The sequence below is a fragment of the Streptomyces sp. CB02009 genome (assembly GCF_001905825.1).
Taxonomy (GTDB): Bacteria; Actinomycetota; Actinomycetes; order Streptomycetales; family Streptomycetaceae; genus Streptomyces.
Genome location: NZ_LIVV01000003.1, coordinates 432,120 through 451,875, shown reverse-complemented (window position 1 = coordinate 451,875; position 19,756 = coordinate 432,120). Strand labels below are relative to the sequence as shown.

Sequence of the window (19,756 nt, the reverse complement as noted above, 5' to 3'; positions counted from 1 at the left end):
GGCCCGCCAGGGGATCACATGCCGACGATGCCGGCGATCCCCTGGACCAGGGCGAGACCGCCGCTGCCGACGGTCACGTACGGCTCGATGGCGGTGAGCGCCGACCGGATGCGGCCCTGGTCGGCGGGGCGGCCCTCGCGCTCGGCGGTCACGAGTTCGCCGTGCACCGCCTCGGCCTGGGCGACGGCGCTCGCGGCCGTCTCCTGCTCGCGGAGCCACTGGACGAGCCGGGCCGCCATCGCCACGGCGCTGGCCGGGTCCGTGCCGTACTGGTGGATCTCCACCCGGCCGTTGTCCCCGATGTTGCTCCCGGACACCTGGCCGTGGAAGTTGTACGTGTTCATGCGTTTCCTCTCGTTCAGGGGGTGGCCTGGCCGTGCGGGGACGGCGCGCCCTGCTGTCCGCCCGGTCCGTGCTGGTTGACGACGCCGTGGTTGCCGACGTTGCTGCCGTGGATGTCGCCCGAGATGTTGTACGTCTGGGTGCTGATCACCTGCACCGCCTGCTCGTACGAACTGGTGTCCACCTGGTGGTCCTTGAGGAACCGCTCGGTGGCGGTGAGGACGCCGCTCTGGAGCCGGTGCAGGTAGTCCCGGGAGTCGGCGCGGTCGTTGTGCAGCATCTGGTCCCAGGAGGAGATCCGCTCCCGGATGCTCCCCGTCGCCCCGTGGTCGAAGACGAGCTGCCGCTCGGAGATCTCCCTGCGCCAGTGGCGGAGTTCACGGGCCCTGGCCCGGTCGACGGTACGCCGTCCGGAGTTGCGCCCCCAGGCTCCCCGCAGTGCGGGCCAGCAGGCGCGGCGGGTGGTGGTGAGCAGTTTCCAGGTCCGCTCGAAGCCGCGGAACGGCAGGGCCCCGACGCGGTGGTAGACGTCGTCGACGGGCGGGATGACGAAGACCAGCACCTCCCAGGAGAGGCTGGGATGGTGCAGCCGGGCCCGCAGCTGCATGGTCACGATCACCCGTCCGCCGTCGCTGACCCGCTCCAGGCTGAGGAACGTCCGCATCCCGGCGCCGGGGCTGAGCAGTCCGGTCCGTACGAGGTCGGTGTCGATCTGGGCGCGCGGCCGGCCCTGCGGTTCCTCGAGGAGCTCGTGGGCGAGGAGCGGGACGTGGTCGCCGGACACGTAGAGCCGGTTGCGGGCGCGGAGCCCTTCGAGGCCCGCGATCTTCGCCATCTCCTTGGCGACGTAGGTGTGCAGGTCCACGGCGTCGAAGGGGACGATGGTCAGCTTGCGTCCGGGGTTCGCCGGGTCCTCGGCGGGCCGCGAGACGTCGATGGGCTGCCAGACGACGTCCTTGATCTTCGTGCCGCTGCCGACGAAGGGGTGGGTGCGGGCGGCGGAGGCGGTGTACGGCACCACGTTGGCCTTGGCGAGGGCCCGGAGCCGGTCCTCGGCCGTCCGCTCGACGGGCTCGGCGAGGGTCTCGGGGCGTTCGGTGCCCCAGTACACGTCCTGGGCCGCGCTCCAGGCCGCCGACAGGGCGGCGTGGACCGCCCACCAGGCGCCGGCGAGGGAGCCGAGCACCAGTGCGCCGCCCGCCCACAGGCCGACGGCGGTGCCGCTCACCAGGCCCCACACCAGGGCGGCGAGGCCGGCCCAGAGGGCGAGGAAGAGGCGGGAGAGGAGGCGGTCGCGCCGCTCGTGGCGGCGCACCGCCGCCCGCGCGTGGCGGGCGAGGGCGATCAGGTGGATCCCGAGGGGGAGTCCCAGTGCCGTCATCCGGTCCGCGGTGAGCTCGGTGTCCACCTCGCGGGCGAAGTGCTCGTCGAGGTGGACGTGTGCGCACAGCTGCCGGGTCACCGCGTCCTTGCGGTAGGTCGGAAGCGTCGGTAACTGTCTGCGTGCCATGCGGTCTCCCCCTGTGTCTCCGCACACCCTAGGGAAGTCCGCCCACCGTGTCCCCCCGATCGGGGGGACGGTTCGGCTCGTGATCGGGAGGACGGCTCAGCTCTCGGCGGGCTCCAGGCGCAGCGAGATCGAGTTGATGCAGTACCGCTGGTCCGTCGGGGTGGGGTAGCCCTCGCCCTCGAAGACATGGCCCAGGTGGGAGCCGCAGCGGGAGCAGCGGACCTCGGTGCGGACCATGCCGTGGGAGCGGTCCTCGATCAGCTCGACGGCGGAGCTGTCCTTCGGGTCGAAGAAGGACGGCCACCCGCAGTGCGACTCGAACTTCTCGTTCGACGTGAACAGCTCCGCGCCGCAGGCCCGGCAGGAGTACACGCCCGTGGTGGTGGTGTCCGTGTACTCGCCGCGGAACGCGGGCTCGGTGCCCGCCTGGCGCAGCACCTGGTACTCCGCCGGGGTCAGCTCCGCACGCCACTGCTCGTCCGGCTTCTCGACGTCGTACGCCATGAGCTCGCTCCCTCTGCTACTTCGACAGGTGGTCCAGGATCAGCGGGCCGAGGTCCGTGACGTCGCCCGCGCCCATGGTGAGAACGAGATCACCGGGTCCGGCCATTCCCGCCACGACCTGCGGAACCGTCGTCTTGTCGTGGACGGGCGTCACGTCGGCGCCCGCCTGCCGCGCCGCGGCGATGATCAGCTCGCTGGTGATGCCCGGGATCGGGTCCTCGCGGGCCGGGTAGATGTCGAGGACGACGGACGCGTCGGCGAGGGCCAGCGCGTCGCCCATCTCCTTGCCGAGCTCCTGCGTGCGGGAGAAGAGGTGCGGCTGGAAGACGACCAGGAGGCGGGAGGCCCCGGCGGCGCCGCGCATGGCCTCCAGGTCGGCGGTCATCTCGGTGGGGTGGTGCGCGTAGGAGTCGATGACCTGGACGCCGTTCGCCTCGCCCTTGAGCTGGAGGCGGCGGCCGACGCCGGTGTACGCGGTGAGGGCCTGGGCGAGCTCGGCCGGGTCGATGCCGACGCGGGCGCCGGCGGCGAGGGCCGCGGCGGCGTTGTGGGCGTAGTGGCGGCCGGGGACGGAGACGGTGAAGGTGTGCTCGACGCCGTCGAGGGCGACGGTGACCTCGCTCTTCATCCCGTTCGGGACGATCTTCAGGATGCGGGCGTCGGAGTCCTCGGTCTCACCGACCGTGACGATGCGCAGGCCGTCGCGGTCCGCGACCCGGCGGGCCAGTTCGCGGGCGCCCGCGTGCTCGCCGACGACCAGGGTGCCGCCGGGGCGGATCTTGGCCGTGAAGGCCTCGAAGGACTCGTAGATCTCGTCCATGGAGGCGTAGTTCGCGTGGTGGTCCAGCTCGACGTTGAGGACGATCGCGACCTCGGGGTCGTACTTCTGGAAGCTGCGGTCGCTCTCGTCGGCCTCGGCGACGAAGACCTCGCCGTCGCCGTGCAGCGCGTTGGTGCCGGGACCCGCGAGGTCGCCGCCGATGGCGTACGAGGGGTCGAGGCCGAGCTCGGTGAGCGCGACGGCCAGCATCGAGGTGGTCGTCGTCTTGCCGTGCGTGCCGGCGACGGCGATCGCGCGCAGGCCGTCCATGAGGGAGGCGAGCGCGTCGGAGCGGTGGACGACGGGGATGCCGAGCTCGGCGGCGCGGGCCAGCTCGGGGTTGTCGGCGCGGATGGCGCTGGAGACGACGACGGCGGAGGCGTCGTCGGCGAGGTGCTCGGCGGCGTGCCCGATGTGCACGGTGGCGCCGAGGGCCCGCAGCGACTGGGCGGTCGCGGAGTCCTTGGCGTCGCTGCCGGCGACCTTGGCGCCGCGCTGGGCGAGGATCTTCGCGATGCCCGACATTCCGGCACCGCCGATGCCGATGAAGTGCGGCCGTTCCATGGCGGCAGGGATGGCGGGTGCCATGCGGATCTCTCCCCGGGGTGCGTCGAGCGTGGAAGACCCCAGCCTAGTGGCTCCGGCCGGGTGGGCCCGGCGGGAGCGACGGGGCCCGGTGCGTGGCGGGCCGGCGGGAGCGACGGGGCCCGGTGCGTGGCGGGCCGGCCGTGGCGGGCCCGTGTCCGCGCCCCCTGCACGGGGCGCGGACGGGGACGCCGTGCGGCTACTCGGCCGCCTCCTCGCTGTGGGCGAAGAGCTTGAGGACGGGGACTCCGACCTTGTGGCGGGCCCGGGAGGCCCAGTCGCGGTGGAAGAACTCCTCCACGTAGTGCGGGGCGGTCAGCACGATGACCTCGTCCGCCTCCGACTCCTCCACCACCGCCTTCATCTTGGTGAGCGGGTGGTCCTCGACGACCTGTCCGACCGCTTCGCAGCCGGCGTCTCTCAGCGCCCGGAGCGAGTGCTCCAGGGCCAGCTCGGCGGGGCGCCTGGCCTCCTTGCCCTCCGGTTCGTCGCCCTCGCGGGTCGCTTCCTTCAGTTCGCCCATGGCCACGTCGTCGATGGCACGCAGCAGTACATCGGCCTGGTCACCACGGGGCTGCATCAGAACGATGAAGGACACGCCCTCGTCGCCGTGCAGGGTGGTGACGAATTCCACGTCGACGGACGTCAGGGGCTTCTCGATCATCAGAACGCTTGTGAACACCTCAGGAGCCCTTCTGCGGAAACCATCCTTCCCCGTGCCCGCACGGGGTCTGCGACAGTAAGTGTGCCCAGCGGACGCTAAGCGGAACGACAAATTCCGCCGATTGTCAGATCCGACGGTAGCGGGTGAAGAGGAAGCCGTCCTGCTCCAGCAGCGACGCCACGGCGAAGCGTGTCGGCACGGCCACCGCGGGCCCCCCGGCGATCCTCTGGGCGTCCCCCGCGGTCATCGTCGGCGAGACCGCCAGGCACAGCTCGTCGAGGACCTCCGCGGCCACGAACTGGCCGAGCAGCCGGGGCCCGCCCTCGGTCAGCTGCCGCCGGAGCCCGCGCTCCGCGAGCACCGCCTTGGCACGGACCGGGTCCACCCCGGCGCCGTCGCCCGCCACCAGCACCTCGACGCCCGCCTCCCGCGCGGCCCGCACCCGCTCGGCGGGCGCGGCGGCGCCGGTGAGGACCAGGGTCGGCACCAGCGGCTCGGTGAAGAGCGGGAGCGAGAAGTCCAGCTTCAGCGAGGCGCTGACCACGGCGATCACCGGGGCCGGGCCCTGCTCGGCGGCGGCACGGCGGGCCGCGAAGGCCTCACGCGCGCGTGCCGGGCGGTAGCCCTCCAGGCGTACCGTTTCCGCACCGACGACGACCACGTCCGCGAGGGCCCGCAGGGTGCCGAAGATCCGCATGTCGGTCTCCGAGGAGAGCGGCTGGGAGCGCCCGTCGTGCTGCCCCGCCCCGTCGAGCGAGGAGACCATGTTGGCCCGCAGCCAGGCGCCCTCCCCCTCGGGGAGCTCCGGGTACGCGTAGGCGTCGGCGAGCTCGTCGAGCGACCATTCCCGGTCTCCCGCCTCGGTCGCGTGGGCTGTCATGTCCGTCACAGGGAACAGGCGTCGCATCCTCCGAGTCTGACATGGCGCTTACAGTGGGGAACTGTGTCGACCCGTGCCCCCTCCGAAGCCGCATCCACCTCAGCGGCCCCGCTCTCGCTCTGCTCCCGAGAGCCCCACGTCCCCGCCGACCGGCTCGTCGCGGAGATGGTGCCGCCGCCGCGCTTCGACTCCGTGCGGTTCGACACGTACCTCCCCGACCCGAACCAGCCGAGCCAGACGGACGCCGTCAAGGCGCTGAGCACCTTCGCCGAGGGCCTGGGCGGAGCGCACGCCTCGGGCGCCGGGAAGCGCCGCTGGTTCGCCCGGAAGCCGGCCGCCCCCACCGGGCCGCGCGGGGTGTACCTGGACGGCGGGTACGGCGTCGGCAAGACCCACCTGCTCGCCTCGCTCTGGCACGCGACCCCCGCCGAGCCCGCGCTGAAGGCGTTCGGCACGTTCGTCGAGCTGACCAACCTGGTCGGCGCGCTGGGCTTCCAGCAGACCGTGAAGACCCTCAGCGGGCACCGCCTCCTCTGCATCGACGAGTTCGAGCTCGACGACCCGGGCGACACCGTCCTCGTCTCCAGCCTGCTCGGCAAGCTGGTCGCATCGGGCGTGGCGCTCGCCGCCACCTCCAACACGCTCCCCGGCAAGCTCGGCGAGGGCCGGTTCGCCGCCGCCGACTTCCTGCGCGAGATCCAGGGCCTCTCGGCCCACTTCCGGCCGCTGCGGATCGACGGCGAGGACTACCGCCACCGCGGGCTGCCCGAGGCGCCGTCCCCGTACTCCGACCAGGTCGTCACGGAGACCGCGTACGCGACGGCGGGCGCCTCCCTCGACGACTTCCCGCACCTGCTCGAGCACCTGGCCAGGGTCCACCCGAGCCGGTACGGCGCGCTCACCGACGACCTCACCGCGGTCTGCCTCACCGACGTCCAGCCCGTCCCGGACCAGTCGACGGCCCTGCGGCTCGTCGTCCTGGCCGACCGGCTGTACGACCGCGAGATACCCGTGCTCGCCTCCGGACTGCCGTTCGACCGGCTGTTCAGCGACGAGATGCTGAACGGCGGGTACCGCAAGAAGTACTTCCGGGCGATCTCCCGGCTCACCGCGCTCGCCCGCGACGCCAAGGGGCTGGTCGCGCAGTAGGTTGGTGGCCGTACCCGATCGAAAGGGATCCACCATGGCCACCGTGCGTCACGCCCACACCGTCTGGCAGGGCGACCTCCTCAAGGGCTCGGGTGTCGTCACGCTCGACTCCTCCGGTCTCGGCTCGTACGACGTCTCCTGGCCGGCCCGCTCCGAGGAGCCCAACGGGAAGACGAGCCCCGAGGAGCTCATCGCGGCCGCGCACTCCTCCTGCTTCTCCATGGCCTTCTCCAACGGCCTGGCGAAGGCGGGCAACCCGCCCACCCGCCTGGAGACCAAGGCCGACGTCACCTTCCAGCCGGGCGAGGGCATCACCGGCATCCACCTGACCGTGCGCGGCGAGGTCCCCGGCCTGGACGCGGACCAGTTCCAGGCGCTGGCCGAGGACGCGAAGAAGAACTGCCCGGTCAGCCAGGCGCTCACCGGCACGACGATCACCCTCACGGCCGAGCTGGCCTGACGCCGCCTCAGCTCGGCGCCGCGAGCCCGGCCTGATCGACAAGGCGCCCCCTGGCGCCACATGAGGAACTTGTGGCCCGCATGTTCACGTGTCACCACACCGCGTGATACACACATGCGGGTCACACGTCACATCACACGCCTGTCCGCCAACAGGAAAAGTGGGTTGCCTCATGTCCGCAACACGACGTCAGATCCTCTCCCGCACCGGCGCCACCGCCGCCGGGATCGCCTTCACCGGCTCCCTCTCCGAACTCTTCGCCGGCAGCGCGAGCGCCGCACCCGGCGGCCACACGGGACGGGCCGGCTACGGCCCCCTGGTCCCCGACCCCGAGGGCCTGCTCGACCTGCCGGCCGGCTTCCGCTACAAGGTCCTCTCCCGGCAGGGCGATCCGCTCCGCTCCGGCGAGGGCCTCGTCCCCAGCAATCCCGACGGCATGGGGGCCTTCGCCGGCCGCCGCGGCCGGGTGCACCTCGTCCGCAACCACGAGAACCGGGTCACCGGCAGGATCGGCGTCCCGACCGTCCCCGGCCTGACGTACGACCCGGCCGGCAAGGGCGGCTGTACGGCGCTGGAACTCGACGGTCGGAACAACGTCCTCGGCGAGCGGGTCGCCATCGCCGGCACGGCCGTCAACTGCGCGGGCGGGCCCACCCCCTGGCGCACCTGGCTGACCTGCGAGGAGACCGAGGACAGGGCCGGGACGAACGGCTACACCAAGGACCACGGCTTCATCTTCGAGGTCGACGGGGCCGACCCGCGCCGCACCGGCGCCGTACCGCTCACCGCGATGGGCCGCTTCCAGCACGAGGCGATCGCGATCGACCCGGCGAGCGGCATCGTCTACGAGACGGAGGACGCCTTCGAGCGCCCCTTCGGCCTCTTCTACCGCTTCCTCCCCCACCGGCCGCTCGGCGGCACGGGCTCGCTGCGCGCGGGCGGCGCCCTGGAGGCCATGCGGGTGCCGGGCGTCCCCGACCTCTCGGTGATCCAGGAGGCCGGCACCCGCTTCGAGGGGATCGAGTGGGTCCCCGTACCGGACCCGCAGGCGGCGCAGACCCCCATCAGGCTGCAGGACTTCGGCCCCAAGGGCATCACGCACGCCCAGAAGCTGGAGGGCTGCTACTGGGGCGGCCGGGCCGTGTACTTCGTGTCCTCCTTCGCGCGCGTGAACGACGGTTCCGGCGCGACGCACTTCGGCCAGGTCTGGAAGTACGAGCCGCACCGGCGCCGGCTCACCCTCGTCGTCGTCTTCGGCCCGGACACCGACATCCAGCTGCCCGGCGAGTCGCCGGACAACATCTGCCTGGCGCCGAGCGGCGGCCTGATGGTCTGCGAGGACGGCGACGGGGCGCAGCACGTCTTCGGGGTGAGCGAGCGGGGCGAGGTGTACGCGCTCGCGCGGGGCGCGCAGAACATCGGCACGCCCGAGGCCCCGGAGTGGGGCGAGTTCGCGGGCGTCACCTTCTCGCCCGACCGGGGAACCATGTACGTCAACTGCTACACGCCGGGGACGACGTTCGCGGTGACCGGCCCGTGGTGCTGAGCTGAGGACCGCACCCGGTCGCGCGCACTCGCGGGCGGCCGGGTTCCGTCGCAGGATCGGGGGGACGACGGACGTGCGGCGCGGCGGAAGGGCACGCGATGGCGAAGAAGGACGGGAAGAAGGACGGCGGGAAGAAGGACGGGGAGAAGAGGGACGGCGGGAGGAAGCGGAAGCACCGGGAGGCCTCCCTCCGGGAGCTGCTCCGCGTCCCCGGGGGCGAGCGCGTCGACCTCGCCGCGTACGACGCCTCGGCGACCCCGGGCGGCCCCGCCGACAAGGCGGCCGGTCTCGCCGCCACCGCCGCCCTCGCACCCCGCCTCGCCGACCTGCAGGAACGCCTCTACGCGGCAAGCACGGCCGGTGACCGCCGGCGGGTGCTCCTGGTCCTCCAGGGGATGGACACCAGCGGCAAGGGCGGGACGGTCAAGCACGTCATCGGCCTGTTCAACCCCTCCGGCTGCCGCATCCGCGCCTTCAAGGCCCCGACGCCGGAGGAGCAGAGCCACCCGTTCCTGTGGCGGATCATGAAGGCGCTCCCCCGTCCGGGCGAGATCGGCATCTTCGACCGCTCGCACTACGAGGACGTGCTGATCGCCCGGGTGCGGGAGCTGGTCGCGCCCACGCAGCTGAACCGCCGTTACGGCCAGATCAACCGGTTCGAGAAGACCCTCGCCGACGACGGCGTGACGGTCGTGAAGGTCTTCCTGCACCTCTCGTACGAGGAACAGCGCGCCCGTCTGCTGGAGCGCCTGGACAACCCGGAGAAGCACTGGAAGTTCAACGTGGGCGACATCGAGGAGCGCGCGGTGTGGCCGGCGTACCAGCAGGCGTACGCGGTCGCCCTGAAGCGCTGCACGACGGAGGCGGCGCCCTGGTACCTGGTCCCGGCGGACCGCAAGTGGTATCGGAACTGGGCGATCAGCAAGCTGCTGCTCGAACACCTGGAGGCGCTGGACCCGGCGTACCCGCCGGGTGACTTCGACGTGGAGGAGAGCCGCAGGCGGCTGCTGGCCACGTGAGCGGCACGGGGCGCTGCCGTCGCCGGGTTGCACGCCTGAGCCACTTTGATCGGTTAACTTCCGGTCGTGAACACTTCTGTACGAAACCTGGCGGCGCTCGGTCTTCTGGGCGCCGTCCTCGTCGGCTGCGGCCGGGAAGCGGTCGACACTCCCCCGGCCCCGCCGGCGAAGGAACCGGCCGCCACCGCCCCGTCGCCCCGGACGAGCGCCCCGGCGGCCGGTCCCAAGCCGGCGCGCCCGCCCGCCGCGCCGCCCACCATGGCGCCGGGGCCCGGCGGCCTCACCCCCGTGTACACGCACCGGGCGAAGGGCACGGAGAAGGTCGTCGCGCTCACCTTCGACGCCGACATGACGGCCGATCAGGGGCCCCGGGCCGCGCAGGGCGAGCGTTTCGACAATCCGCGGCTCATCGAGACCCTGCGCCGGCTCGGGGTGGACGCGACCGTGTTCATGACGGGCCGCTGGGCGGAGGAGTACCCGGACCAGGCGAAGTCCATCGGCCGCGACCCGCGCTTCGAGATCGCCAACCACTCCTACAGCCACTACGCCTTCGCGTCCCCCTGCTACGGCCTGCCGACCGTCTCCGCTCCCGACATGGCGGACGACGTCCAGCGGGCCTTCGACGCGTTCCGCGACGCCGGGGCGGTGAACGTCGTCCCGTACTTCCGCTTCCCCGGCGGCTGCTACGACGACGCGTCCCTCCGCGCGCTCGCCCCGGCCGGGGTGACGGCGGTCCAGTGGGACGTGGTCAGCGGCGACGCCTTCGCGCAGGACGCGGACGCGGTGGCGGAGCAGGTGCTCGACGGGGTGAAGCCGGGCTCCCTGGTGGTCATGCACTGCACACGCAGCGCGGCCCCGGTCACGGAGCAGGCGATCCGGCGCATCGTCCCGGAACTCCGCGCCCGCGGCTACCGCTTCGTGAAGGTCTCGGAACTGATGCGCGGCCCCCTCTAGGTCGGGCCTAGCCCGAGCAGGCCGTCCGCTCCGCCTCGCGCCACTCGCAGACCGGGCACAGGGTGATGCCCTTCGTGGTCTCCGGGTACTCGGTCGCCTCCTGGCACAGCACACAGGCGGCGAAGGGGCCCTCGGCGGCCGGTGCGGGCTTCGGACCGCCGGACTCCCGGGGGGCGCAGTACGACGTGTACGACGTGGACGCAGTGGACTCGGTCGTGTCGTTCATGTCTTCGAGCGTACTCACTCCAGGCGTGCCGTGGCCCGGCACGCGAGGGCCGTGCACGCCGCCGCGAGGAGCACCGCGCCCCCGCAGGCGAGCCACGGCGGGTCGGCGGTCGCCGTGCGGGCGCCGGTGATCAGGGCCGTCATCGCGTGCTTCGCCGGTGAGCCGGTGGTCACCAGGGCGAGCAACGAGCCCAGGACGAGGGCCGCGACGGACCAGCCGGGCGCCCGGACGAAGGGGCGCGACGCCAGCGCGCCGACGGCGGCGCCCGTCAGGGCGCAGGCCAGCACCGCCAGGAGGCCCGTGGTCACGGCGGCGGGCGCGGTCACACCGCGCCGGTCGCCGGTCGCCGTCACCGCGAGGACCGCGACCGCCCCGACGAGGGCGGGCAGACCCGCCCCGGTGACCAGCGCGGCGAGGTGCGCGCGGCTCCGCCCGGCCGCGGCCGCGACGACGTTCCGTGCGGCGGACGGCTCCTGCGTGACGCAGATCCGGACCGACCAGGCGGTGACGGGGAGCAGCCCGGCGGCCGTGAGTCCGAGCGCGCCGAGGACGGGCTCGCCCGCGTCGACGCCGACGGCGAGGAGGGCCGCGTACAGGAGGAGCGGGGCGAGCCAGCGCTGCGAGCGGAGCAGCAGGCCGGTCTGGTAGCGCAGGAGCGCCGTCATACGCGTACGCCTTCGGGGGCGAGGTGGTGGATGTGCCAGGAGGCGGCGAGGAGCGCGCTCAGCAGGGCGTCGGACCGGTCGGCGTCGACGGTGAGGACGAGGGTGCCGTCGCCGTCGGGCCCGGGTGCGACGACGGGGCCGCCGGGCAGTCGTTCCGGGGGCGGGAGGGCGTGCGGACCGCCCGAGACGGTGATCCGCACCCGCGGCCCCGACCCGCCACCCGCGCGGACCGGACCCGGGGCGGGGTCGGCGGAGCCCGAGGCCCCGGAGGTCAGGCCCGGGGGCGCAGCCGTCGGGCCCGGAGCCGGGGCGACGGGACCCGGAGCCGGGGCGACCGGACCCGAGGCCCCGGAGGTCAGGCCCGGGGGCGCAGCCGTCAGGCCCGGAGCCGGGGCGACGGGATGTCCGGTCTCGCCGACCCGTCCCTCCCGCACCTCGTACACCGCGGACGGCTCCCCCTCCAGCCGGCGCGGGTCGTGGTCGACGAAGACGACCGTTCCGCCCGCCGCCCGGCGTGAGCGGACCACCGCGTCCAGCTCCGCACGCGCGCCCGTGTCGAGGCCGGTCCAGGCCTCGTCGAGGACCAGGAGCGACGGGTCGGCGAGGAAGGCCTGGGCCACGGCGACCTTCTGGCTGGTGCCCTTGGAGAGCTCCGCCATCGGGGTACGGGCGTGCTCGCCGGCCCCGAAGCGCTCCAGCCACTCCCCCGCCCCGGCCCGCGCGGCCGCCGTGCCGAGCCCCTGGATCCGCCCCAGGTGGACCAGGTAGTCCGCGGCCGTGAAGGGCAGCGCGGCCGGGAAGCGTTCGGGGACGTACGCCGTGCGGGGCGGGCGGCCCGTGACGCGTCCCGTGGTGGGCGCGTCGACACCGGCGACGAGCCGGAGCAGGGTCGACTTCCCGGTGCCGTTCGCGCCGACGATCCGGACGAGGCTCCCGGCGGGCAGGTCGAGGTCCACCTCGCGGAGGATCCACGCGCCCCGGAGGCCGTGCCGCCGCCCGACCCGCTCCAGCCTCAATTCGAGGTCTTCTGCGGGGTCAGCTCGCTGGGCCGGACGACCACGAAGCCCTGGCCCTCCAGCTTCAGCTGCACCGCCTCGCCCGAGCCGCCGCGGATCATCGAGCCGACGGACTGCGAGCGGTGCAGCGAGGTGTGCAGCTGCTCGCTCCAGCCGACCACGGCGTCGGTGTCGACGAACACCGGGGCCTGCGGCGTGACGGGGATGACGATGGGGCTGCCCTCGCACATGAGGGCGACCTTGCCGTAGCCGGAGAAGACGGAGTTGAAGAGGCCGCCGCCGGTCATGCCGGCGCCCTTCACGGTCTTGATCTCGTAGTGGAGGGTGGCGTCGAAGCAGAGCACGTTGCGGCCGTTGACCGAGAACGCGTCGCCCTGCTCGATCTCGACGATGAAGCAGTTCTGCGCCTCGTGCGCGAACCACGCCTCGCCCTGGCCGCGCACGGCCATCAGGGCCAGGCCCTCGCCGGTGACGGCCCGCTTGAGCAGGCCGCCGATGCCCTGGCCCTTGCGCTCGAACCGGAGATCGCCGCGGAAGGCGATCATGGAGCCCTGGCGGGCGTGCATCTCCCCGTTGACGGTGTATTTGACGGATTTGGCGTTCTGGAGGGTCATCCCCGGAAAATCTGCGGTCTCGGCGAGGTGTTCGCCGGTGAAAAGATCACTCTTCATGAGGGGCATCCTGGCCCGGAACTGCTCATTCCTCCAAGAGGCGCTTGTGGCGGCAGTGGCAGAATTGCCCGGTGAGCAGCAATGAGACCGATCTTCGTGATGAGAAGCCCCAGTTCGTCCTGCCGTTGGTCGTACGGATCGAACGGGACGCGCCGCCGTCCCGTACCGACGCCCTGGAGACCGCCGCGCGCGCCGTCCTGGAGATCCTCACGGACGACCGCTCGCTCGGCGAGGGCGAGTGGGCACAGGCCATGACCGACTGGCAGGACGCCAGGATCCGCAAGGTGGTGCGCCGGGCGCGCGGCGCGGAATGGCGGCGGGCGGGCGCGCTCCCGGGGATCACGGTCGACGGCCTGGAGTCGGAGGTGCGGGTCTTCCCTCCGGTCCCGCTCGACGGCTGGCCCAAGGAACTGGCCAAGCTCCAGGTCTCGGGCACCGACCTCGACGACCCGGCCGCGCCCGGCCCCGTGCCCGAGGGCGCGGTGGTGCTGTGGATCAACCCGGAGCTCGAGATGTCGGCGGGCAAGACGATGGCCCAGGCCGGGCACGGGGCGCAGCTGCTGTGGTGGGCGATGGGGGACGCCGACCGGAAGGCCTGGCACGAGGCGGGCTTCCCGCTGGCGGTCCGCACCGCGACGGCCGGGGAGTGGCCCGCCCTGACGGCGAGCGGTCTCCCGCTGGTCCGGGACGCGGGCTTCACGGAGATCGCCCCCGGCCCCACCGTGGTGGCCGAGGGCAGCGACCGGTTCGCCCCGGGGCTGCGGCTGCCGCGGCCGTAGCCGTCACCGCCCGGCACCCCCTCCGTCCGCCGTGACCGAACGGAACCTCAAATCAACCTCTGAACGTGACCCTCCCGGGGTTCGAACGCTCCCGCCGGGGCCATCACGTGGGTGACTGAGGACCGAAGGAGGGGGACATGACGGAACTCGGCATCGGCATCGGCTGGCGTCCCGAGATCGCTGACGCGGTGGAGGGGCTGTCCGGAATCGACTGGGTGGAGGTCGTCGCGGAGAACATCTGCGCCGACCATCTGCCCGACTCCCTGACGCGGCTGCGCGAGCGCGGCGTCACCGTCGTGCCGCACGGCGTCTCGCTGGGGCTCGGGGGCGCGGACCGCCCCGACCCGGCGCGGCTCGCCGCGCTCGGCGAGAAGGCGGTGGCGCTGGGGGCGCCGCTGGTCACGGAACACATCGCGTTCGTCCGGGCCGGGGGGCCGCTCACCGCGACCCCGCAGCTCGAAGCGGGTCACCTGCTTCCCGTACCCAGGACCTGGGACGCGCTCGACGTGCTCTGCGAGAACGTGCGGATCGCGCAGGACGCGCTGCCCGTGCCGCTCGCCCTGGAGAACATCGCCGCGCTCGTCTCGTGGCCCGGCGAGGAGATGTCGGAGGGACGCTTCCTGGCGGAGCTGGTGGAGCGTACGGGGGTACGGCTCCTGATCGACGTCGCCAACCTGCACACCAACCACGTCAACCGGGGCGAGGACCCCGCGCGGGCCCTGTCGGAGCTGCCGGTGGAGGCGATCGCGTACGTGCACGTCGCGGGGGGTGTCGAGCGGGACGGGGTCTGGCACGACACCCACGCGCATCCGGTGCCCGGCGCGGTCCTCGACGTCCTGGCGGACCTCGCCTCGCGGGTCGCGCCGCCGGGCGTGCTGCTGGAGCGGGACGACGACTTCCCGCCCGCGGAGGAGCTGGCCGACGAGCTGCGGGCGATCCGCCGGACGGTCACCGCCGCGGGCGCGCGTTCCGCCGCGGCGGCGGGGCGGGGCGCGGCCCACCAGCACGGCGCCCCGTCGTCGAGGACCGCGTCCCGGGCGACGCTGCTCATCGGGGCCGGGGCCAGGGTCTCCGGCGGGCCGATGCCCGGGGTCGCCCCGGAGGCACCCGAGGCCCCCGAACCGGAGACCGCGCCCGCGCCCGGCGCCCGGCAGCGCGTCGCCGTCGCCCAGGCCGCTCTGCTGTCCGCGCTCGTCGCCGGGACGCCCGTGCCCGAGGGCTTCGACAGCCGGCGGCTCGGCGTGCAGAGCCGGGCGCTCGCGGCCAAGCGGGCCGGGGTCGTCGCGAAGGTGGCGCCGGAGCTCCCCGAGATCCTGGGCGCGGGCTACCGGAAGGCGTTCCTCGCGTACGCCAGGTCCCGGCCCATGACCGGCGGCTACCGCCGTGACGCGCTGGACTTCGCCGAGCACCTCCTCGTCGCCGGGCGGCCGGAGGATCCGGCGGCGCGGCGGCGGCTCACGGAGTGGTGGCAGGACCGTTCGGGCAGCCGGCCGCCGGGCCGCGCCACCCGGTTCGTGCGGGCCGCCCGCCACGCACTGGTACGGAAGTGAGGTGCTCGTGAACACCCTGGTCACCCTCTACTACCTCGCCGGCGTCACCGTCATCGCGGTGCTCGTCACCCGGGTCGTCCGGACCCGCGGGGGACCCGGCGGACCGGTCCACGACCGGTACGAGGCCGCCTTCCTCAACGGCGGGCCCGCCAGGGTCGTCGACACCGCCCTGACTGCCCTCCAGGCCGACGGCAGGCTGGCGGTCGGCGGCCCCGGCATCGTGGCCGTCGTCCGCCCCGTCGCGCACGACCCGGTGGAGCGGGCCGTGTTCGAGGCGCACGCCGCCGCCCCGCACGGGGCCCTGCACCACCTGCGGATGACCGTGATGCGGCACCCGGCGGTCCAGGAGACCGGTGACGGGCTCGCGGTGCGCGGGCTCGTCGTCGACCCGGCGACCCGGCGCTCCACGGCCCGGTGGTGCGGCGTGGCCGCCGTCACGACCTTCGTGCTCTTCCCGGTGTCGATCGTCCTCACGGTCGTGGGCTTCGCGACCCTGGACACCGACGCGGGGATGCCGGTCCCGTTCATCTTCAAGGTGCTGCCGATCCTGCTCGCCACCATGGTCACCGCCCTCGTCTGCGGGTCGCTGACGGCCCGGCAGATCACCCCGGCCGGGCGGCGCGCGGTGGGGGCGTACGGGCGGGCCCACGCCCATCTCGCGGACGCCGGCCTGCTGGTGGCCCTGCACGGGCTCCGTGCGCTGCCCGATCCGGTGCTGCGGGAGCAGCTGGCGGCCGCCGCACGGATCCATCCGCAGCCCCGGCGTGGACGCGGCGGACGGCGTTCCGCGGCGCAGCACCGCTACGACACCTCGGGCGCGGACGACGACTTCGCCGCGGCCACCGTGTGGTGTGCGGGGACCAGCGCGTGCGGCGGCGGAGGTGGCGGGGGCGGAAGCTCCTGCTCGGGCGGCGGCTCCGGGTCGTCGTGCTCCTCCGGCGCCTGTTCCGGGGGCGGCTCCAGCTGCGGCGGGGGCGGCAGCTCGTGCTCCAGTTCCAGTGGGAGTTCCTGCTCCAGTTCCAGTGGGAGTTCCTGCTCCAGCTCCAGTTCCAGCGGGAGCTCGTGTTCCAGCTCCAGCAGCTGATCACCCGTTCGGGTGGCGGGCCCGCCCCGCCTCCCGTACAACTCGGTCATGGTCTGGCTTCCGTTGCTGCTCGTGGCGTGCGTGGTGGCCGGCGTCGGCTGCGCGCGGCTGTGCCGGGCGACGCTCGCGGCGGCCGCGCCCGCGCACGGCGGCGTGCCCGCGGCGGACGCGCCCGAGCTCACCGTCGGCGAGGCGGCCTACCTCGCCGGCGGACCGCTGCGGGTCACCGATCTCACCCTCGTGTCCATGCACCGGGAGCGGCGGCTGCTGCTCGCCCGCACCGGCTGGGCGACGGTCGTGGACGCCGACGCCTGCGCGGCGGACCCGCTGGAGCGGGCCGTGATCGGCGCCCTGGGCCCTCAGGGTCAGGCGCCGGTCCCCGCCGTACGTCCGCTGGTCGCCGCCGCCGAGTCCGTCCACCTGCTCGCGGAGCGGCTGGTGGCCCGGGGGCTCGCCGTGCCCGCCGTGGGCCGGCGGGAGGTCGCCGCCGGGCTTCGGGCGGTACGGGCCGGCCTCCTGCTCAGCCTGGCCCTCGGGACGGTGTCCGCGCTGCTCGTGCCGGCCGACGAGCGGGCCCCGGTCCTCGCCGGTTTCGCGCTGCCGCTGCTCGCGTCGGGGCTCTGCCTGCTGATCGGGCGGATCGAGGTGTACCCGCACACCCGCTGGGCCTCGCCGGCCGGGCAGCGGCTGCTCGCCTCGCTCTCGGCCACCGATCCCCTGACGGCCCTCGCGACGCGCGGACCCGCGGTCCTGGAGCCGGAGCTCCGGGCGGCGCTGCGCGGGCGGGGCTGAGAGCCGGAAAGGTCCCGGAAATGACGCCGGTGCGGCGCGCGTCATGCGCGCCGCACCCGGAGCCGGACCCGGTGTCGCTGGACGGGCAGGCCATGGTCACGCCTGCCGTCTGATCTTCCGGGTCGAGGGGTGGCACGCCCGGCCGGAAGCCGGGCCACCACCAGGTTTTCGTACGGCCGTCAGGCCAGGCCCGCCACCAGCTCGGCGACGCTCTTGCGACGGCCGGTGTAGAACGGGACCTCTTCGCGGACGTGCATCCGCGCCTCGGAGGCGCGCAGGTGACGCATGAGGTCCACGATGCGGTGCAGCTCGTCGGCCTCGAAGGCGAGGAGCCACTCGTAGTCGCCGAGGGAGAAGGAGGCGACCGTGTTGGCACGGACGTCCGGGTAGCCGCGGGCCATCTTGCCGTGGTCCGCGAGCATCCGGCGGCGGTCCTCGTCCGGCAGCAGGTACCAGTCGTAGGAGCGCACGAAGGGGTAGACCGAGACGTAGTCGCGCGGGTTCTCGTCGGCCAGGAAGGCCGGGATGTGCGACTTGTTGAACTCGGCGGGGCGGTGCAGCGCCATGTTCGACCAGACCGGCTCCAGGGCGCGGCCCAGGCGGGTGCGGCGGAAGAGGTTGTACGCCTCCTGGAGCTCGTCGCTCGTCTCGGCGTGCCACCAGATCATCACGTCGGCGTCGGCGCGCAGACCGGAGAGGTCGTACGTGCCGCGGACGGTGATGTCCTTGGCCGCGAGCTGGTCGAACAGCTCCTGGACCTCGTCGGCGAAGCCGCCGCGGTCCTCGGGGAGAACGTCGCGCAGCTTGAAGACAGACCACAGGGTGTAGCGGATGACCTCGTTGAGGTCCTTCGCCTTCTTACCGGCGTTCGGGATCTTTTCGGGCGCACTCATACGCCTATTCTCGCCCGTCACAGGGAGTGCCCCGCACCGGGGTCGGCCCTTTTCGACGTGGCGATGATCTCGTCGGCCGCGCGATGGGCCGACGCGATGCAGGCGGGGATGCCGACACCGTCGTACGCGGCGCCCGCGACACGCAGTCCGGGGAGGGCCGCGACGGCCTCGCGGACCCGGGCGACCCGGGCGAGGTGGCCGACCGGGTACTGCGGCAGGCCGCCCGTCCAGCGGGTGACGGCGGTGGCGACGGGCCGGGCGGCGAGCCCGGTCGCGGCGGCGAGGTCCTTGAGCGAGGCGGCGACGAGGTCGGCGTCCTCGCGGTGGACCTGCTCCTCCTCGCCGTGGCGGCCGACGGAGGTCCGCAGCACGAACAGGTCCGGGGCCCGGTCGGTGACCCACCGCCACTTCTGCGAGGAGAAGGTGGAGGCCTTGATCGTGTGGCCGTCGACGGGCGGCACGAGGAACCCCGAGCCCGCCAGGGCGGGCATGTCGGTGCGGCGGAAGGCCAGCGTGACCAGGGCCATGGAGGCGTACTCGATCGCGTCGAGCTCGGCGGAGGCGGTGGGCGCGTGCGGGGCGAGCAGCGCGGCGGCCGGTCCGGCGGGGGTGGCGAGGACGACGGCGTCGGCGGTGAGGACCCGGTCGCCGCTCACGACCTGCCAGCCGGTGGCCCCGGTGCGCCGGAGCCCGGTCACGGGGGCCTCGGTGAGGATCTCGCCGCCGGCGGCGCGGACCGCGTCGGCGACGGCACCGGGCAGGGTGCCGACGCCGCCGTCGATGCCGAGGAAGACGGAGCCGCCGAGCCCGGTGGCGGCGCCCGCCGCGTCGGCGGGGACGGCGGCCCCGGCCTGCTGGACGGCGCGGACGGCGTCGCCGAGCGTGGGCCGGGTGCGGGCGGCCTCGAAGAGGGCGGGGACGGCGGCCTTCATCGAGATGCGGTAGGCGTCACCGGCGTACACCCCGCCGAGCAGGGGTTCCACGAGCCGGTCGACGACCTCGTGGCCCATCCGGGCGGCGACGTACGCGCCGATCGCGATGTCGTCGCCGATCTCGGTCGGGGGCAGTTCGGCGTCGAGGCCGATCCGGCGCACGCCCTCGGCGGAGAGCAGGCCCTCGACGGCGCGGGCGTCGCCGGGGACGCCCATGACGTGGCCCTTGGGCATGGGGACGAGCTCGCCCCGGGACCAGACGGACGCGGTGGTCGTCCCGGGGGCCTGGAGGCGCTCCCCGAGGCCGACGGCCCGGGCCAGGGCGACCGCCTCGGGACGGCGGGCGAGGAGCGACTCGGCGCCGAGGTCCACGGGGGCGCCCGCGATCTCCCCGGCGAGGAGCTTGCCGCCGAGCCGCGGGCCCGCTTCGAGCAGGGTCACCCGGTGGCCGGCGACGGCCAGCCGGTGGGCGGCGGCGAGTCCGGCGATACCGCCTCCCGCGACGACGACATGAGGCCCGGCGTGGTGTCCCGTGGTGTCCGCGTTCATGGGACCACTCTCTCAAATCGCCCATCGGCTCCGGATCCGAGGCTCCCTCCGGCCCGCTCCCGTTCCGGCACGCTCCCGTTCCGAGGCCGGACCGTGACCGCATCGCTACCGCCGGAGGGCAACCCGATCGGTGGGCCGGTACGTCGAACCGGCGACACCTACCACC

General features: G+C 73.8%; 21 protein-coding genes. 9 read left to right on the top strand and 12 right to left on the bottom strand.

What is annotated here, in order from left to right; translation table 11 throughout:
* Window positions 1–14: 14 nt before the first annotated feature.
* The 6 genes from AMK27_RS14740 to AMK27_RS14715 all read right to left on the bottom strand — a co-directional run bounded on the left by AMK27_RS14740 (window position 15) and on the right by AMK27_RS14715 (window position 5,332).
* Window positions 15–344, bottom strand: coding sequence for a hypothetical protein (locus tag AMK27_RS14740; protein ID WP_073906667.1), 330 nt, complete (start codon window positions 342–344; stop codon window positions 15–17).
* Window positions 345–358: 14 nt separating this feature from the next.
* Window positions 359–1,852 (bottom strand): hypothetical protein, encoded by a 1,494-nt coding sequence (locus AMK27_RS14735; protein WP_073906665.1) that lies wholly within the window; start codon window positions 1,850–1,852, stop codon window positions 359–361.
* 96 nt (window positions 1,853–1,948) lie between these two features.
* Window positions 1,949–2,356: a peptide-methionine (R)-S-oxide reductase MsrB gene (msrB, locus tag AMK27_RS14730; RefSeq protein WP_073906663.1), complete on the bottom strand. Its 408-nt coding sequence runs from the start codon at window positions 2,354–2,356 to the stop codon at window positions 1,949–1,951.
* Between the two features lie 16 nt (window positions 2,357–2,372).
* The gene (gene murC / locus AMK27_RS14725; protein WP_073906661.1) at window positions 2,373–3,764 is read right to left on the bottom strand and encodes a UDP-N-acetylmuramate--L-alanine ligase; all 1,392 of its coding nucleotides are present in this window, start codon (window positions 3,762–3,764) and stop codon (window positions 2,373–2,375) included.
* A 196-nt stretch (window positions 3,765–3,960) separates the two neighbouring features.
* On the bottom strand, window positions 3,961–4,443 hold the full coding sequence (locus tag AMK27_RS14720; protein WP_073906659.1) for an indole-3-glycerol phosphate synthase: 483 nt from the start codon (window positions 4,441–4,443) through the stop codon (window positions 3,961–3,963).
* Window positions 4,444–4,549: 106 nt separating this feature from the next.
* Window positions 4,550–5,332: a pyrimidine reductase family protein gene (locus tag AMK27_RS14715; RefSeq protein ID WP_073906657.1), complete on the bottom strand. Its 783-nt coding sequence runs from the start codon at window positions 5,330–5,332 to the stop codon at window positions 4,550–4,552.
* Window positions 5,333–5,368: 36 nt separating this feature from the next.
* On the opposite strand from AMK27_RS14715, the gene zapE reads away from it, so the two are divergent.
* From zapE to AMK27_RS14690, 5 genes are all read left to right on the top strand, one after another.
* Window positions 5,369–6,454 (top strand): cell division protein ZapE, encoded by a 1,086-nt coding sequence (gene zapE / locus AMK27_RS14710; RefSeq protein ID WP_073906655.1) that lies wholly within the window; start codon window positions 5,369–5,371, stop codon window positions 6,452–6,454.
* Window positions 6,455–6,488: 34 nt separating this feature from the next.
* Window positions 6,489–6,914 (top strand): OsmC family protein, encoded by a 426-nt coding sequence (locus tag AMK27_RS14705; RefSeq protein ID WP_073906653.1) that lies wholly within the window; start codon window positions 6,489–6,491, stop codon window positions 6,912–6,914.
* A gap of 172 nt (window positions 6,915–7,086) precedes the next feature.
* Window positions 7,087–8,460: an alkaline phosphatase PhoX gene (locus tag AMK27_RS14700; protein WP_073906652.1), complete on the top strand. Its 1,374-nt coding sequence runs from the start codon at window positions 7,087–7,089 to the stop codon at window positions 8,458–8,460.
* 98 nt (window positions 8,461–8,558) lie between these two features.
* Entirely contained in the window at window positions 8,559–9,479 is a 921-nt protein-coding gene (locus tag AMK27_RS14695) for a PPK2 family polyphosphate kinase (protein WP_073906650.1), read from the top strand.
* 66 nt (window positions 9,480–9,545) lie between these two features.
* Window positions 9,546–10,433 (top strand): polysaccharide deacetylase family protein, encoded by an 888-nt coding sequence (locus AMK27_RS14690; protein WP_374119639.1) that lies wholly within the window; start codon window positions 9,546–9,548, stop codon window positions 10,431–10,433.
* 7 nt (window positions 10,434–10,440) lie between these two features.
* Here AMK27_RS14690 and AMK27_RS14685 read toward each other — a convergent pair whose 3' ends face one another.
* Genes AMK27_RS14685 through AMK27_RS14670 form a run of 4 tightly spaced genes read right to left on the bottom strand, consistent with a single transcriptional unit; the run spans window position 10,441 to window position 13,011 of the window.
* Window positions 10,441–10,659, bottom strand: coding sequence for a hypothetical protein (locus AMK27_RS14685; protein ID WP_073906648.1), 219 nt, complete (start codon window positions 10,657–10,659; stop codon window positions 10,441–10,443).
* A gap of 14 nt (window positions 10,660–10,673) precedes the next feature.
* On the bottom strand, window positions 10,674–11,324 hold the full coding sequence (locus AMK27_RS14680) for an ABC transporter (protein ID WP_073906646.1): 651 nt from the start codon (window positions 11,322–11,324) through the stop codon (window positions 10,674–10,676).
* Window positions 11,321–12,340, bottom strand: a complete 1,020-nt coding sequence (locus AMK27_RS14675; protein WP_073906644.1) for an ABC transporter ATP-binding protein — start codon at window positions 12,338–12,340, stop codon at window positions 11,321–11,323. The genes AMK27_RS14680 and AMK27_RS14675 overlap by 4 nt, the downstream gene beginning before the upstream one ends.
* Entirely contained in the window at window positions 12,337–13,011 is a 675-nt protein-coding gene (locus AMK27_RS14670; protein WP_073906642.1) for an AIM24 family protein, read from the bottom strand. The genes AMK27_RS14675 and AMK27_RS14670 overlap by 4 nt, the downstream gene beginning before the upstream one ends.
* A gap of 71 nt (window positions 13,012–13,082) precedes the next feature.
* On the opposite strand from AMK27_RS14670, the gene AMK27_RS14665 reads away from it, so the two are divergent.
* The 4 genes from AMK27_RS14665 (at window position 13,083) to AMK27_RS14650 (ending at window position 17,216) form a co-directional block, all read left to right on the top strand.
* Window positions 13,083–13,790 carry a peptidyl-tRNA hydrolase gene (locus AMK27_RS14665; protein ID WP_107425569.1) on the top strand — a complete coding sequence of 236 codons (708 nt, stop codon included), beginning with the start codon at window positions 13,083–13,085 and terminating at the stop codon, window positions 13,788–13,790.
* Window positions 13,791–13,927: 137 nt separating this feature from the next.
* Complete coding sequence (locus AMK27_RS14660; protein ID WP_073906638.1) at window positions 13,928–15,340, top strand: DUF692 domain-containing protein; 1,413 nt, start codon at window positions 13,928–13,930, stop codon at window positions 15,338–15,340.
* A 7-nt stretch (window positions 15,341–15,347) separates the two neighbouring features.
* Entirely contained in the window at window positions 15,348–16,424 is a 1,077-nt protein-coding gene (locus AMK27_RS14655; protein WP_073907546.1) for a TIGR04222 domain-containing membrane protein, read from the top strand.
* Between the two features lie 48 nt (window positions 16,425–16,472).
* Window positions 16,473–17,216, top strand: coding sequence for a TIGR04222 domain-containing membrane protein (locus AMK27_RS14650; RefSeq protein WP_073907543.1), 744 nt, complete (start codon window positions 16,473–16,475; stop codon window positions 17,214–17,216).
* Window positions 17,217–17,395: 179 nt separating this feature from the next.
* Here AMK27_RS14650 and hemQ read toward each other — a convergent pair whose 3' ends face one another.
* Both hemQ and hemG read right to left on the bottom strand, forming a co-directional pair.
* Window positions 17,396–18,109 carry a hydrogen peroxide-dependent heme synthase gene (gene hemQ / locus AMK27_RS14645; RefSeq protein WP_073906636.1) on the bottom strand — a complete coding sequence of 238 codons (714 nt, stop codon included), beginning with the start codon at window positions 18,107–18,109 and terminating at the stop codon, window positions 17,396–17,398.
* Window positions 18,110–18,126: 17 nt separating this feature from the next.
* Window positions 18,127–19,590 carry a protoporphyrinogen oxidase gene (gene hemG, locus AMK27_RS14640; RefSeq protein WP_073906634.1) on the bottom strand — a complete coding sequence of 488 codons (1,464 nt, stop codon included), beginning with the start codon at window positions 19,588–19,590 and terminating at the stop codon, window positions 18,127–18,129.
* Between the last annotated feature and the right edge of the window lie 166 nt (window positions 19,591–19,756).